The organism is Holdemania filiformis DSM 12042, assembly GCF_000157995.1.
Lineage (GTDB): Bacteria > Bacillota_I > Bacilli_A > Erysipelotrichales > Erysipelotrichaceae > Holdemania > Holdemania filiformis.
Window position 1 is genome coordinate 269,109 of record NZ_GG657562.1, and the last position, 15,483, is coordinate 284,591.

Consider the following 15,483-nt stretch of genomic DNA (forward strand, 5'->3'; position numbering starts at 1 on the left):
TTTATAAAACGAGTTACTGAGCCTTGCCAGCGTTCTGACCGGCAATCATACCGAAGGTGAAGATATCGGCGATCGCGTTGCCGCCCAGACGGTTGCCCGCATGGATACCGCCGGTAACTTCGCCGGCTGCCCATAAGCCTTCGATCGGCTGACCCTCGGCGTTCAAGACTTCCGCCGAGGTATTGATGACCACGCCGCCCATTGTGTGGTGCAGCGAAGCCTTCCGCGGCGAGATGACGATACCGACGTTCGGATCGTTCTCAATCGCTTCCAGATCGATCGCGCCGGCCAGGACTTCCTTGCCGAAATCCGGATCGTTCTGATTTTCAACATAGCTGTTGTATTTTTCGATGACCGTGCGCAGCGCTTCTTCCGTAAACGCCGGAGTCGCTCCGCCCGCCGCAGTCTTGGACGCTTCCGCCAGTTCCGCTAAAGTTGAACCATACCAGACATGACCGTTGTCGACCATCGACTGAATGGTCGTGCCGAACAGCCCTTCTTCCGGTGAAGCACCCTTGCATAAGCCATCGGCTTCCTTCATGCCGCTGCCGGCGTAAATGATGTAGAAGATGCCGTTATCCAGTGTCAGCGAAGCTTTGGCCAGAACGTCGCGTTCCGCGTATTCGTCGACAAAGCGTTCACCCTGGCCGTTGATCCAGATCTGTTCTGATGCGTCAGCCCAGATGCCGTCGGTCATCGTGCCCTTGATCGGAGAAGAGGAAGGCATCAGCTGGGAAACGCCCAGACCCGTCGTATCCGCGCCGATTTCCATCGCCATCACGATACCGTCGCCAGTGTTGGTGCCAACATTGGTCGTCAAGGTGCGGTCGGTCAGATCGTCGCCCCAGTATTCGTCATACTGTTTGACCATTGCCGGATTCGCGCAGTAGCCGCCGCTGGCCAGCACAACGCCGTGTCCCGCTTCCAATGTTACCGCTGTTCCGTCGGCTTTTTCAGCCTGAACGCCGGTAACGCGGCCGTTGTCATCGACGATCAACGACTTCGCCGCCGTTTCCGTATAAATCGTTACGCCTTCTTTTTCAGCCGCGCTCTGCAGTACCTGAATTAACGGCAGACCTGCGGTGTAAGCATGGGTTCTTGGCCACATTGCGCCTAATACGGTATACAGTGAATCCCCGGCCCCCGCATGGGAAGCTGTGCCGACGCCGATTGAACCCGCCCAGTCATAAGAATTCAGCGCGCTTTCCGCTAAGGTGCGGGCCAGATCGATGTCTGAAGCGATCCAGCGGCCGTCGTTCATCTGCCGCAGTCCGCCCGTATAAATATGCCACATGTGCAAAGAAATTGAATCGAAGCCCGGCATGTCCTTGCCTGCCGTCTTGCCGGCATTCGCCTTATAGAAAGCCTGGATATCGCTCTGCAGCGTGGTCAGGACTTCCGCCCATTCCGGGAATTGATCCAGATGCAGATCTGCGTCGGTTGTCGACAGCGCCAGATAGGAATCCAGCGTATTTTTCTGCGCTTCCGATAAAACGCGCTCCGCCTGCGCTTCCGGGTCAACCGCGTTGAACGCGCCGCCGGCCATCATTGTATCGCCGCCCAAGAACGAACTTTTTTCGATCAGGATGACCTTCGAGCCTTCCTGTGCCGCCGCGATCGAAGCGCTCAATCCCGCTCCGCCGCCGCCGACAACGACGACGTCCGCGGATAACGTTTCCGCCTCGCCGGCTGCCGCGTGATAAGCGTTCGCCTTAAGCGCGCTGAGATCCATACCGGCGTTGGTCGCCGCATCCTCAGCCGCCCGCATTAACGCGTTGCTGCAAAGCGTCGCACCGGTAACAGTGTCTAAATCAAAGGTCTGATGTTCGACGATCTGAGTCGGAATCCGTTCCAGCGCTACATCGGACAGCCCTGCGGTTTCATGACATTCCGTCACTTCAGCCTTGGTGATCTTTCCTTCTTCCACAGTCAGCTGGACGCTGACCGGTCCCTGCATGCCCGTTGACGTGCCTGTGAACACTCCGGACATCGTGTCCCCGGTTTTCGCCGGTTCCTGTTTTGGTGTCTGTGAACAGCCGGTCAGACTCATCGTCATCGCCAGAGCCAGAATCACAGAAAGACAAAATTTCTTCATGACTTTCCCTCCTGTTATGAATCGTAAATATTGTAAACCTGTTAGCTGCTTACAGGTCAACAAGTTTGTGAACGAACAAACAGAAGAAATGGAAAACGAACCGTGTTCCAGATTCGTTGATTGAAAAACAATCCCTATTTTTACATTTTAAGGACTTTCCCTCATCCAAACTGGTTTGCCATCGGTACAGACACACTTTGTATGCTTATATTTCACCCGCCAAACCGATTCCATGAACAAAAACGCCGTTTTTCATATAGCTTAAATAAATCCGGCCGATCAAATCCTGACCGATCGGTTTCCCGCGCCGCTGGCATTCCTCCAGCAGCGGTCTGAGATCCTGGCAGGTGAGTTGAAACGGATCGGAAACCTCCAGCATGTACTGCAGAATCTCACCGCCTTCTTTTCGCTCCACTTCGGCAGGCAGCTTTAGGTCCAGCTTCTTTTTATTGCGTTCCAGAATACCCAAACCGATACTGACATCCAATGGCCGGCGGTCCTCGAGCACGCTCTGCAGTCCGATTTTGATCGCAATATACGAGAATGGCATATTCTCAGACAGAATCTCAACGGCCTTCTGCACCCCCGGAGTCCTGACGGCCCCAAACCCGAAATTCCAGACATTATAGCTGTTGTCACGGGAGAATTGAGCGACGCGTTCCCGCCCTTCTTTAATCATCTGAAAATAGGCCTGCATTTCTTTTAACCGCAGCAGCTTGATTTCCTGCCAGCGGATTTGTTCCTCCAGCGACTCAGCATGCGCGCCGACCCATTCGTCAATTTGATCCAGTTCTTCATTTTTAGCGTTCAGTGATTCCTGAATACTCATATCAAAACTGCGCAGCATTTGGGCATGATATATATTCAGCGCGTCCTGCGGCGTAAAATTCCGGTAATTGTTGTCCTGACGTTCTCCCTGAATCAGGCCCATCCGATCATAATAACGCACCTTACTGCTGACAATTCCCAGTTGACGGGCAAACTCATTGACCTTCATGTATGCCTCCTGTATTCTTTCTATTCGCCCTATTTCCGGCTCTGATAATGTTTTCTCTTATCATATCATAATTATAACCTTTTCTTCGCTTTAAAAGTTTCACTTAAAATCGTATCTGAAATCGAGAATGAAAAAAACACACCGGAAATTCCGATGTGTCGCTCTGAAGTCAATGATCTAATAAATCAACGGTTCTTCTCCAAAATAGCCCGGATGACCCGTTCTACTCCTCGTTCGTTATTGCTTTTTGTTACATAACGAGCACAACGCTTCAAATCATCCGCCGCATTCGCTACCGCTACGCTGCAGGGAAATAACTCAAACATGCTCATATCATTATAGCTGTCGCCAATCACAACCGTCTCTTTCTCCGCAATCCCCTTGAGTTCACAATACTCTTTCAAGGCGTTTCCTTTCGTCGCTTTTTTATCGTTGATTTCAATGTTGTTGAAACAAAATCCGCTGGTCACATTGATATTCTGACCGCTTAGTTGATGGAACAGCTCTTGATAATCTGGATCCGGAAGATAAATGAATTCGATCTTTACGACTTTTCGTTGCTTAATCTTCGCTAAGGGCTGATTATAGTTCGTTTCATTGTAGTACCATAACCGACGAAAATAAGCACGGGCAGCAGCCTCATCCCAGTCTTTATCTTTTGTCTCATAAGTATAAAACGCCTGATATAAAGTTTCCTGAGAACAGGTTAAATAGGTTTGGTCCTGACAATGGAATTCTACAATATATCCCCGTTGATCCGCCAAGGTCTGCATTTGATCAACATATTGATCATCAATAAAATGCGTTTTTAAATTAACGCCGCAGCGATCGCGCAGATCCGCTCCATTTAAACAGATCGCCTCCGCTTTTAATCCGCATTCTTCCAGCAACAGCTGCACCTCAAAATAAGATCTCCCGCTGCATATCAGAAATTGAATTCCCTGGTTTTCCGCTTCCCGGATCGCAGCTTTCGTTTCCGGATCCAGCTGCCCCTGATCGTCCAACAAAGTGCCGTCAACGTCACATGCAATCAACTTAATCATAGTTCTCCTTTAAAATAAGGTGTATCGGTCTTGCGATACACCTTATCCCGTTTATTTAATTTTATCGTATAACGCTTTCGAAATCTTGATTAAATGCTTCGCGATCAGGATCTCGCTGTTAATTGTCATCAACGTATCCTGCGCATGAGAGAAAATCATATAAAAGGGCTGGCCTTCCATCTCCCCGATGTAACTCTGAAGGATTTCAGTATGCTTCGTATGGGCTTTGACAATAAACTCATTCGCTGTCTTTAAATGATTTTCCGCGGTTTCATAATCCAATTCTTCCAGCGCTTTTAAGCCTCTTTCGCACTCGGTGCGGGCCTCGCCGGCATTGAAGATGATATCGAACGAGGTTTCTACAATTTTATTATCCATAGGCTGCCTATTTGCTTTCTAACGCAATCCGCTCATTCTCAATTTCCTGCTTCTCATAAACTTTATAGAACGGATAGTAAATCAGCCAGGAAACCACAAACAAGCCTAACATCAGGATCACCGCGTTCAGCGACTGCGTGCCTAACCAGGTGACAAACGGGAACGGCATACACCAGAATCCCGAGAAATCAGTAACCGGAATCGGGGCGAAAGGTATAATCTTGGTAAACAGCCACATCAACAGCGGTGTGATGATGCCGTTCAGCCACATTGGAACCATCAGGAATGGATTCCAGGCGATCATGCCGAAGACGATCGGTTCGTTGATATTAAAGATACTCGGGGCGATGCTGGCGCGGCTTAAGCCTTTAATCTTATTGGATTTCGAACGCAGCGACATCAGGTTCAGCGCCAGCGTGTTGCCGATCCCGCCGAAAGCATAGTAGGCGCAGTAAATTGTAGCCTGGGTATACAGATTCAGCAGTGCGACGTCGGTGACACCGTTGCGGGCCATTTCGATGTTGGCGACAATCGCCATCGTCAGGATCGGATTGGTGATCGGGGACATCACCCAGCAGGAAATCCCCATTGAGTAAACAAAAGCTTCAATGAACAGCAGGATAACCATGCCATACCAGGTCTGAGCGACTTTGGCAATCGGCGAGAAGGCCGCCTGCAAGAGATGGAAGACGTTAACGCCGGCCATATCGACTAACAACCACATGCCGATAACGCAGATTGCGCATGGAAGCAATTGGTCAAACCAGGCGCGGACAAAATCCGGCATCGGTGAATCCTGCTTGAAGAACGAAAACTTGCCGAATTTCTCTAAAACGATCGAAGCTAAGACGCCGCTGAGCATCGCCGCTAACATGCCGCCGGCACCCAGCGCTGTCTGCGCCAGACCCAAAACACCATCTTCCAAAACAATCGGATTCACAATGATGAAGAAGCAGGCGATCGAAGTCATCATCGCCGCGACACGCTGTCTTCTCAATTTCTTTTTTTCCAGATAATTCAACGGGATCAGAACCGCAATGAAGACGCTCAACAGTCCCATCGTCCAATTCCAAGGCGTCCAGAAATTCCAGCACCATTCCCAGCCGAGCAGATCACCAGGCACTGTCAAAAGGCATAAGATTGACCCTAACAGCGTCATCGGCAGCGTCTGCATTAACGAATCCTTCAGGACATTGATCCAGACGTTGCGCGTCAGTTTATTCATCGTTGGAACGAGTTTCTGTTCAAATAAAGTTAATAGCTTATTCATATTTCCCATCCTCTTTTAAACGTTCAAGCAAATGTTCCAGACAAGCATTGCCGTCCAGCGATTTATAATAATCCGGTTTCATCAGAATCGGCGTCACGCCGTATTCCTCACAGGTCGCTGAGATATCCTCCATCAGATAGCTCAGATGCGGGCCGACCATAATCGCGTCCACGTCCTCAATGTAATCTTCGACCATCGATTCGCTGCGAGCCTGAACGTCCATGGTCAGACCCTTTTTCGCCGCACTTTCGCGCAGTGATTTGGCCATAAATCCGCTGCTGAATCCACCGCCGCAGATCAGCAGTACGCCGTATTGTTTCATAATCCTTGATCTCCTTCCCTTGGATAACTGTATTGTATCATTGAAAATTTTCTTCCTATGGTTTTATTTCGGAGTCTTCGTTAACCTTTTTTCTGGCTTTAGAAAGCCAATTCACCAGTAAAATAGTGAACTGTCATTTTTTTCCGTGTGCGCGGAATGTTTTGCGGCTTTTGACAGATTTTGACCTGATCTTTTCCGTTTTCTCTTGCTTTCCGACTCGGAATAAACCCTTCGGAATCCATTGCCGGACAAGTTTTGTCCCTCGAATATCATTTTGGATTTACGCTAAATCTGCGCCCTGGGTGGCAATGACTTTCTTATACCAGGCGAACGAATCTTTTTTAATTCTCCGCTGATCGCCGCTGCCGTCATCCTGCTTATTGACATAGATGAAGCCGTAGCGTTTTTTCATTTCCCCTGTTGTAGCGCTGACTAAATCAATCGGTCCCCACATCAGATAGCCGATCAGATTGACGCCGTCGGCGATTGCCTTCTTCATTTCGATAAAATGTTTCCGCAGATATTCAATCCGATAGGGATCATGCACCTGGCCGTCCGCTTCCAGCTTATCAACCGCCCCCAGGCCATTCTCCGTAATCATCATCGGGATGCCGTGATAGCGGCGGTCGAGTTGATTCAGAATGAGACGCAATGCAACCGGGTCAATTTTCCAACCCCAGTCACTGGCTTCCAGATAGGGATTGGTAATCCCCGCAAACACGCTGCCGACGGCACTCTCTTCCTTTTGAACCACGGAAGGACTGACGGAGGAAGAATAGTAATTCAGACCCAGAAAGTCAATTTTCCCTTTCAACAGGGTCAGGCGGTCTTCCTCGCTGATCTCTAAGCAAATACCGCTGCGGGCATATTCCGCCAGTTTGTAACGTGGGAATAGGCCGTTGACAAAGGTGTCCATCTGATAATAATCACGGTTGGTATCAAAGAAAGCCTGCAGATTATCCTGCGGATGGCATGTCTGCGGATAGAAACAGGTCAGGCCAAATACGCCGCCTACCTGATTTTCAGGATCAATTTCATGCGCTATGGCGACAACCTTGGCGCTGGCCAGCGTCATGTGATAACCGATCCGAGCCAGATCCTGCTTTGGATTCCGAATTGCTTCGTATTCAACTCCTGCCAGCATATACGTGAAGATGGCGTCAAATTCTGAAGCCGGATCGATGTGATTGATTTCATTAAACGTCACCCAGCGTTTGACCCGCCCCTTGTATTCCGTCATCACCGTCTTGCAATGGCGCACGAACAGATCGATTGTTTTCCGGTTCAGCCAGCCGTTATATTCACGCACGACATGAATCGGCATTTCAAAGTGATACAGCGTGACAATCGGTTCGATACCGCATTCGATCAGTTTGTCGATGACCTTCGAATAATGGTCCAGCCCCGCCCGGTTAGGCTCAGCGTCATCGCCATGAGGATAAATCCGCGACCAGTCAATCGAAATCCGCAGGGCTTTAAAGCCCATTTCCTTAAACAATTCAATATCCTGCGGATAGGTATGATAGAAGTCAATGCCCTCATGATTGGGATAGTATTCGCCTGGAATCAGTTCTTTGGTCACACGGCGCGGTTTTTCATAACTGCCGCCGGTCATATAATCCATCGCGCTGGGACCCTTGCCGTCTTCCTGCCAGGCCCCTTCACATTGATGGGCGGCAATGCTTCCGCCCCAGATAAAATCGTTTGGAAATTGTTCAAACTGAAGCATAAATCACTCCTCCTCTAAGTTTTCCCCATTTGACGCAATAACCTGCCGGTACCAGTTGAAGCTGTCCTTTTTTATCCGCTTGCCGCTGCCTGCTCCGCGATCGTCCAGATCGACATAGATCAGACCATAGCGCTTGGACATCTGTGAACTGGAAGCAGAAACGATATCCAGCGGCGACCACATGCAGTAACCGAGGATTTCCACGCCATCCAGGACCGCGTTTTTCATTTCACAAATGTGCTCTTTTAAATAATGGATGCGATAGTCATCATAAATTTCACCGTTTTCTACAGTGTCATGGCAGCCCAGACCGTTCTCCAGCACAAAGATCGGAACTTCGTAACGGTCATAATACTGCGACAGGCTGTAATAAAAACCCTTCGGATCAATCGCCCAGCCCCATTTCGTCTTTTCCAGATAAGGATTATCGACCGTACTTTCCTGCCGGAGAGTACAGGTATGATCCTTGCACAATGTGAAATAATAGGAAATACCGAAGAAATCCATGCGGTTTTCGTCAAGCAGCTGAAGTTCTCCTTCCCGGATATCCAGATGAATTTCATTTTCTTCAAAATAGCGCAGCATATAGCCTGGATAATGTCCGCGGAACGCCACATCGGTATAGAAATAATTCATCCGGTTATGCTTCATTGCAGCGATGACATCGTCAGGATGCGGAGTCTTGGGATAAGCGCTCATATCCGCGTTCATTGTTCCGATCCTGCAATCCGGATAGGCTTTGGCAAATTGCTTGACCCGGGCGCAGGCCACCAGCTGATGATGAATCGCCTGATAATATTCCTGCCAGAAATTCTGACCCTCGCTTTCCCATAACCCCAAGGTTTCAAAGGGCAGCAATTCAGCCAGATTGATCTGATTGATGACGACCCAATACCGCACCTGGTCATGCCAGCGTTCAATCGCAAACTGGGCGAAACGAATAAAGGCCTCGTTGAATTCCCGGCTTTTCCATCCCCCTGTCCGTTCTACCAAATCCGCCGGCAGTTCGTAATGGGAAATTGTAATCACAGGTTCCATTCCCTTTGCCCGGATTTCCGCAAGCAGATCGTCATAAAAAGTTACGCCCAGCATGTTGGGCTGTTCGTCGTCGCCGTGGGGAAAGATTCTGGCCCAGTCAATCGATGTCCGGAAACAGCGGAAACCCGCTTCTTTCAACAATGCCAGATCTTCACGGTACGTGTGATAGAAATCAATGCCGCGGCGTTTGGGAAAATCTGTTTCCTTATCATTTTTAAAATGCTCCAGATAGGCTTGATCCCGAAGCGGAAAAGCCAAGCCTTGATAATCGCCGCTGTTGTGATCAATTTCCGCCAGAATCATCCCTTTGCCATCCTGATCCCAGGCGCCTTCACATTGACTGGCCGCCATTGCGCCGCCCCATAAAAAGTTGCTCGGAAAACCGTGTTGATTTTTCATTATCTGCCTCCTTAAGCTAAGTCTTCGCCATGCGTCGCGATGACTTTTTGCATCCATGCAAAACTGTCTTTTTTTATCCGCCTGCCGCTGCCCGCACCATGATCGTCAAGATCGACGTAAATAAAACCGTAACGTTTACTCATCTCACTGCTGGAGCAGCTGACGATATCCAGCGGTCCCCAGACATAGTATCCGCGCAGACCGACGCCGTCCGCGATCGCTGCTTTCATCGCTTCGATGTGTTTACGATAGAAATCCACACGCTGAGGATCATGAATGTGTCCGTCCGGATCCAAGGTATCGATCAGTCCGATGCCGTTTTCCGTAATATAAATTGGACACTGATAGCGGTCATAGAACACATTTAACAAAATGCGAAGGCCTGTCGGATCGATACTCCAGCCCCAGTCTGTCGCCGGAATCTCTTTATTGAGGGCGACGCGGTTGCCCTCCTCAAAATGAGCCTGATCCACAATTCCGGAATAATAATAGGAGAATGTGAAATAATCGCTCGTGTTTTTAAGCATGGCCTCTTCTTCTTCGCTGATTTCAATCCGGTAACCTTTTTCCTCGAAATAATGCCAGGCATACCCCGGAATCTTTCCGCGCAGCAATACGTCGCTATAGAAAACTTCCATTTGATTATGCCGCAAGGCTGCCAATACGTCCTCCGGTTTGCAGGTCGCGGGATAGTCGTAACCGCCGCACAGCATACAACCGATTTTAACGTCCGGATAATGTTCATGCGCGTATTGACTGATCCGGGCACAGCCGATCATTTCATTCACGACACCCTGATACTTCGCTTCCTGCATCTTGTTCACGGTATCGCTGGGAATGCCCAGATGCAAAATCGATTCATGCGAAATCAGATTGATTTGGTTTACATTGATCCACAGCTTCACCCGGTCATGATACCGGTCCAGAATCACCTGACCGTAGCGTTCAAAACAATCGATTGTTTCTTTCTGATACCATCCCCGGTATTTCAGGATCAGATTGACCGGCATTTCATAATGGCTCATGGTGATCATCGGTTCCATTCCGTTGGCAAGAATCTCATCGATCAAGTCATCGTAAAATCGCAGCCCTTCCTCATTGGGTTCAGCATCGTCGCCATTGGGGAAAATCCGCGCCCAGTTGATCGATGTGCGGTAAGATTTCAGACCTAATCCATATTTTCCTAAAAGCCGCAGATCCTCTTTATAAGTATGATAAAAATCAATCCCGCGGCGTTTAGGATAGTTGCCTTCCGTATCTTTGATCGCTGCCTGGATGATATTCGACGTCATTTCTTTATTTCCTTTTTTCGCTAAAGGCAGATCCGCGACGTTTTGCGTCAGATCTGAAATACACAGCCCTTTTCCTCCCTCCAGATAGGCGCCTTCCATCTGCGCTGCGGCAAATCCGCCGCCCCATAAGAAATCCGCTGGAAACGTTGTTCGTGTCCGATTCATGTTTCTTCCACCTCCGTACTTTCATTATAAAGAGAGCGCTGATCTTTCCTTTTTTTCATTTGGAATACAGCCTGGAGGATTTCCAGCGCATAAAAAAAAGAGTTGTTTGAGAAATAATTAATAGGCTGTTTTTTTCCCATCCCGAAGAAATAAATTAAAATCGAATAAATTTAAATCATGTTATAATTTGTTCATGAAAATATCGAATAAAGAGCTTCTATTGCTGCTGGAAAAAAATAATCACGGGTGCGACGCGGCGAAACTTGCCGATATTTTTGGTGTGTCCACAAAAACAATCACCAATTATGTCAAACGCATCAATGATTATAAGGAGAATCTGATCCTTTCTTCCAATAAAGGCTATATGCTGAATCCGGAGATCAATATTGAAAATGAACGAAACTCTTTATTCTTTAACGACGACGCCAAAAGCCGGGTCAACTATATCTTAAAAAACCTACTTGTGGAAAACGGCGACGTTACAACCTATTATCTGGCCGATTCCATGTTTATTTCAGATTCTTATCTGGAAACACTGCTGAAGCAGGTAAAGCGAAGTATCTCAAAATATGACCTGACGCTGGGCCGAAAACGGAACATGATCTTTCTGGAAGGCTCGGAAGTGAATAAACGCCGGTTATTATCCAATCTTCTGCAAAAAGAAAACAATAATTTTTTTGATACGAGCAATAATTTCTACTTTTCCAACATTCCGAATTTAAAGAGCTTTGTTGAACAGCTGACGACGATTCTCGACCGCTATGACGTTTACATCAACGATTATAATCTGATCACGCTGATTATCTATCTGTGTATTCTTGCCGAGCGGATTCATGATAACAACACTTTAGAAAAGGATATCGCCCCAGCTTATGGAATATTCTCTGAAAATAAATTATTCGTTGAAATTAAAGCGATTACTGAGAATTTCTTTAATATCCGCATCAATGATTATGAAATGCATTATCTTGCGCTGATCGTCCGGAATAACTGCACTTTCTTTAATCAGGAAGACATCAGTCTGGACAATATCGCGAAATTTGTACCTCAGCCGATCATTGACCGCACGCTGCTGGCTCTTTTAAAGCTGGAAAATTATTATCATTTGTCGCAGTTCAGCGAAGCCTTCAAAGTCAAAATCATCCTTCACGCAATGCTGATGATCGATCGCATTCAAAGTGCGAATCCTCAGAGCAACGCGATGCTGGCAACGATCAAAACCAAATATCCGTTCGTCTATGAAATGTCCGTCCATTTTGTCAAAGAGCTGTTTAAAGAAGATTACATCAAGGTTCCGGACAGTGAAATTGCTTTTTTAGCTATTCATATCGGCGCGTATATCAATGACAACTACATCTCCAACGACAAACTGACCTTGTGTTTTTGTCCACATGAATTACTATGATTACTTTACGAAGCAAATCGATGAGATTGCCCGCAAATTTGAGGATTCGCTGCACATCGTCGCTTCGTTTAACGCCAAATTCATTGAACAGATGCCGCACAATGTGGACTTCATCATTACGAATTATCCGTTCTTAAAAAATGAAGATATCCCCATTATGTATATTGACGAGATTTTATCGCCGCGGAATTTTGATGAAATTCATCGTTTTATTGAAACTTTGCGGACTCGCAAGCGCAAGCAGAATTTTAAAGAATCTTTGAAGCATTTCCTGTCAGAGAAGTTATTCTACCGCAACATTCAGATTGAGGGTTATGAGAATATCATCAACATGATGACGGATGACGCGCAGAAATTAGGTCTTTGCCACAGCGAGTTTAAAAAAGAAGTCTTTGACCGTGAACAGCTTTCTTCCACCGCTTACGACAGCTCGATCGCGATCCCGCACTCACTTTACAGTAATTGCAAAAACTCCTTCATGGCGATCATGATCAACGACGAACAGGTTTATTGGGACGATCATAAAGTGAATATTGTCTTGTTGATCGGCGTTAAGACCGGTGACGAAAACTTCTTCAAAACCATTGTGGACAATATCATTCCATTCTTCTCGGAAAATTCCAATATTCTCAAGTGTCTTTCCATTAACACCTATGATGACTTCGTTGAAAAGCTGTCTAACGAATTGTTTGATGAATAAAGGAAATGGATCACACTAACTTATATTCAAAACCAATTTCGTAAGAAGTAATTTTAAAGCCTAAAATTAAAAAAGCACAGAATCTGCAGAAGATTTCTGTGTTTTTTCAACTTACCAAAATTCCGTTTCCGGCTCGTCCGTGATTTCCACCTGCCGGCCGCTGACAAGATCTGTCCAGGCGCATTTCCACGCGTGCAGTTTCATCCGGCCCTGAACCGGCCGGGGATTATACAGCGGGTCGTTGACGACCGGCCGCTGAATTGACGCCAGATGGACGCGGATTTGATGTGTGCGTCCGGTTTCCAGCTGACAGCGGACCAGCGTCTGTTTCTCCTTCTGCCGGCAGCGCAGCACTTCGACATGGGTCACCGCCGGCTTGCCGGTCGGGGAAATCCGATAGGCCTTCGCGTTATGCCGGTCGCGGCCGATCGGTTTGTCAAGCGTCAGTCTGTCCTTCGGCTTCATGACGCCGCTGACCACCGCCAGATACGTGCGGGCGATCTGCTTCTGGGCCAAAGCCTGATCCAGCTTAGGCTGAAAGAACGGACACTTGCTGAAAAGCACGATCCCGCTGGTGCCTTCGTCCAGCCGGTGAATCGGCCGGACAGTGCAATGCTGGCCGGTTCGCAGATAATACGCCGCCACCGCGTTGGCCAGCGTGCCGGTCTTCCCTTTATTATCCGGATGGACGATCATGCCAGCCGGCTTGGACACTGCCAAGATCAGCTCGTCTTCATACAAAATCCTGACCGGGATTGCCCACGGAACAAAATCCGACTCCTCCTGCTGAAACACCTTCAGCGCCAGCTCGTCGCCGACCTTTACCTTCGCACTCTGTCGTACCGGCTGACCATTCAGCGTAATTTTCTGTTCAATTTCCAGTTTGTAGCGTGCAGCCTTGGAACATCCCCACGGCGCAAGTAATTCCGCGATCGTCTGACCTTCGGCTTCCGCGGAGACGGAAAACCGCAGCCAGGGCGTATCGATCCGCAGCGTCATCAGTCCCGGCCTTCCGGAAACAGATAGCCCGCCTGCTCAAACAGAGTGTCCAGATCGAGCGGATTCGGCTTCCAGGTCTGCGGCCGCGCTTGCTTTAAGAACGCCTCGGCGCAGGCCGCATGCGCGGCTGCCCCTTTCCACAGTACGCTTTCGTCCAGATCATGCCGACTGGTATGCACGTCGGCAATGATGCCTTTTTCCTCATTGCGCATGCCTAAGAAGGCGTAAACTCCCGGCATCCGCTGCAAATACAGCGGGAAGCTGTCCGTGCCCATCCACGGTTCAGCCTGGATTACTGCTTCTTTTCCCAACATTTCGCCGCAGACCTCAGCCGCGGTTTTCGCGTAGTCCGCATCATTGTTCAGCGGGAAGCCCGGCGCGTTCAGCTTATCGAAACTTGCCGTGCAGTCGTAGGCTTCCGCGATGTGTTCGACAACGTGGCGCAGCTTGGCCTGAAACGCCAGTCCCACTTCCCGGTTATAAAACCGCACCGTGCCCTTAAATACGCAGGTATCCGGCAGAATGTTGGACTTCGTTCCGGATTGAACCAGACCCGTGGAAATCGTCAGCGGCTCAAACGGACTGACCGTGCGCATCCGCAGCGCGTTCAGCGCCTGACCAATCGCCGCATAGCAATCGATCGGATTGATGCACAGATCCGGGCGGGAGCCATGTCCGCCGCGTCCCTGCAGCCGCACATGGAAGGAAAACATCCCCGCCATCAGCGGCCCGGCCTGAATTTGCAGCGTCCCGGCCGGAGTATGCGGGGAAACATGCAGACCAAACACGCTGTCCGGTTCGACGCCTGCTTTTTCCAACGCCTTCATGATATGATAAATATTCATCGTCGCTTCTTCGCCGCGTTCAAAACACAACAGCACCGTGCCTTCCAGAGTCTCCCGGTGGGCCTGAAGCAGTTTGGCCGCCGTCAATAACATCGCGGTATGGCCGTCGTGGCCGCAGGCATGCTGGACGCCGGGAATCTCGCTGACGCACGCTTTCTGCGATCCGCCGCCGTTGGTCTTTTCTTCCTGGATCGGCAGCGCATCGATGTCCGCTCTTAACATGACGGTCCGGCCTGGCTTGCCGCCCTCGATCCAGCCCAGCACTCCGCCGTGCTCGACGATCTGCGTGCGGATGCCCTGCGCTTGTAAGAATTGATCGATCAGTGCGACCGTCTGTTCCTCGTGCGAGCTTAATTCCGGATGGCGGTGCAGCTGACGGCGCAGATCGATGCAAAGATCGCTTAAGCGCTGCGCTTCTTCATTCCATTGAATTGTCATGATCTTCTCCTCGCTTTTTCACTATCGCTTTCACGAAACAGCCTTCCTGACAGGCTGAAACTTTCCGCCGGATCAGGAAGACTCTGCTTTTTCTTTGAGTACAAGCGTTCGCTTTGTCTTAGCGGACGCAGTCGGCATAGAAATCAAACACCTGCTGCTCAGTCGGGAACCGGGCGATCAGAACCTCGTCGCCCATCGCTTCCGCCAGCGCCGGATCCATCGCGATCCGCTGGATGATTGCGCCTTGATACCGTTCGATGATCCATTCCATCGAATGCTGATACGCTTGTTCCTTACGCCGTCCGACAAATACGCTGGAATACGGGCGTTCCGGGTTGTAGCAAGGCTCGTGATCGATCAGGGTATCG

The 15,483-nt window shown here is 49.1% G+C and carries 13 protein-coding genes and 1 pseudogene; 2 read left to right on the plus strand and 12 right to left on the minus strand.

Annotated features, from left to right (window positions below; all coding sequences use genetic code 11):
• Positions 1 to 13: 13 nt before the first annotated feature.
• The 9 genes from HOLDEFILI_RS17125 to HOLDEFILI_RS17165 all read right to left on the minus strand — a co-directional run bounded on the left by HOLDEFILI_RS17125 (position 14) and on the right by HOLDEFILI_RS17165 (position 10,728).
• Entirely contained in the window at positions 14 to 2,095 is a 2,082-nt protein-coding gene (locus HOLDEFILI_RS17125; protein WP_006061170.1) for an FAD-dependent oxidoreductase, read from the minus strand.
• Positions 2,096 to 2,300: 205 nt separating this feature from the next.
• Complete coding sequence (locus tag HOLDEFILI_RS18625; RefSeq protein ID WP_006061172.1) at positions 2,301 to 3,092, minus strand: MerR family transcriptional regulator; 792 nt, start codon at positions 3,090 to 3,092, stop codon at positions 2,301 to 2,303.
• Positions 3,093 to 3,277: 185 nt separating this feature from the next.
• Positions 3,278 to 4,135 (minus strand): Cof-type HAD-IIB family hydrolase, encoded by an 858-nt coding sequence (locus HOLDEFILI_RS17135; protein ID WP_006061173.1) that lies wholly within the window; start codon positions 4,133 to 4,135, stop codon positions 3,278 to 3,280.
• A gap of 51 nt (positions 4,136 to 4,186) precedes the next feature.
• Positions 4,187 to 4,513 (minus strand): PTS lactose/cellobiose transporter subunit IIA, encoded by a 327-nt coding sequence (locus HOLDEFILI_RS17140; RefSeq protein WP_006061174.1) that lies wholly within the window; start codon positions 4,511 to 4,513, stop codon positions 4,187 to 4,189.
• A 7-nt stretch (positions 4,514 to 4,520) separates the two neighbouring features.
• Entirely contained in the window at positions 4,521 to 5,783 is a 1,263-nt protein-coding gene (locus HOLDEFILI_RS17145) for a PTS sugar transporter subunit IIC (protein ID WP_006061175.1), read from the minus strand.
• On the minus strand, positions 5,776 to 6,105 hold the full coding sequence (locus HOLDEFILI_RS17150; protein ID WP_006061176.1) for a PTS sugar transporter subunit IIB: 330 nt from the start codon (positions 6,103 to 6,105) through the stop codon (positions 5,776 to 5,778). Before HOLDEFILI_RS17150 ends, HOLDEFILI_RS17145 begins: the two co-directional genes overlap by 8 nt.
• Before the next feature lie 280 nt (positions 6,106 to 6,385).
• Positions 6,386 to 7,834, minus strand: coding sequence for a glycoside hydrolase family 1 protein (locus HOLDEFILI_RS17155; protein WP_006061178.1), 1,449 nt, complete (start codon positions 7,832 to 7,834; stop codon positions 6,386 to 6,388).
• A 3-nt stretch (positions 7,835 to 7,837) separates the two neighbouring features.
• On the minus strand, positions 7,838 to 9,271 hold the full coding sequence (locus tag HOLDEFILI_RS17160) for a glycoside hydrolase family 1 protein (RefSeq protein WP_006061179.1): 1,434 nt from the start codon (positions 9,269 to 9,271) through the stop codon (positions 7,838 to 7,840).
• Positions 9,272 to 9,282: 11 nt separating this feature from the next.
• The gene (locus tag HOLDEFILI_RS17165) at positions 9,283 to 10,728 is read right to left on the minus strand and encodes a glycoside hydrolase family 1 protein (protein WP_006061180.1); all 1,446 of its coding nucleotides are present in this window, start codon (positions 10,726 to 10,728) and stop codon (positions 9,283 to 9,285) included.
• Between the two features lie 220 nt (positions 10,729 to 10,948).
• On the opposite strand from HOLDEFILI_RS17165, the gene HOLDEFILI_RS17170 reads away from it, so the two are divergent.
• Entirely contained in the window at positions 10,949 to 12,133 is a 1,185-nt protein-coding gene (locus HOLDEFILI_RS17170) for a BglG family transcription antiterminator (protein ID WP_039865388.1), read from the plus strand.
• A complete protein-coding gene (locus HOLDEFILI_RS17175) occupies positions 12,120 to 12,833 on the plus strand; it encodes a PTS sugar transporter subunit IIA (RefSeq protein ID WP_006061183.1) in 714 nt (237 codons plus the stop codon). The genes HOLDEFILI_RS17170 and HOLDEFILI_RS17175 overlap by 14 nt, the downstream gene beginning before the upstream one ends.
• Positions 12,834 to 12,944: 111 nt before the next feature.
• Here the strand turns inward: HOLDEFILI_RS17175 and HOLDEFILI_RS17180 are convergent, their stop codons facing one another.
• From HOLDEFILI_RS17180 to HOLDEFILI_RS19960, 3 genes and pseudogenes are all read right to left on the minus strand, one after another.
• Complete coding sequence (locus tag HOLDEFILI_RS17180; RefSeq protein ID WP_006061184.1) at positions 12,945 to 13,832, minus strand: RluA family pseudouridine synthase; 888 nt, start codon at positions 13,830 to 13,832, stop codon at positions 12,945 to 12,947.
• A complete protein-coding gene (locus HOLDEFILI_RS17185; protein WP_006061185.1) occupies positions 13,832 to 15,115 on the minus strand; it encodes a M20 metallopeptidase family protein in 1,284 nt (427 codons plus the stop codon). Before HOLDEFILI_RS17185 ends, HOLDEFILI_RS17180 begins: the two co-directional genes overlap by 1 nt.
• 118 nt (positions 15,116 to 15,233) lie before the next feature.
• Positions 15,234 to 15,483, minus strand: a pseudogene (locus HOLDEFILI_RS19960) (hypothetical protein); the annotation flags it as partial.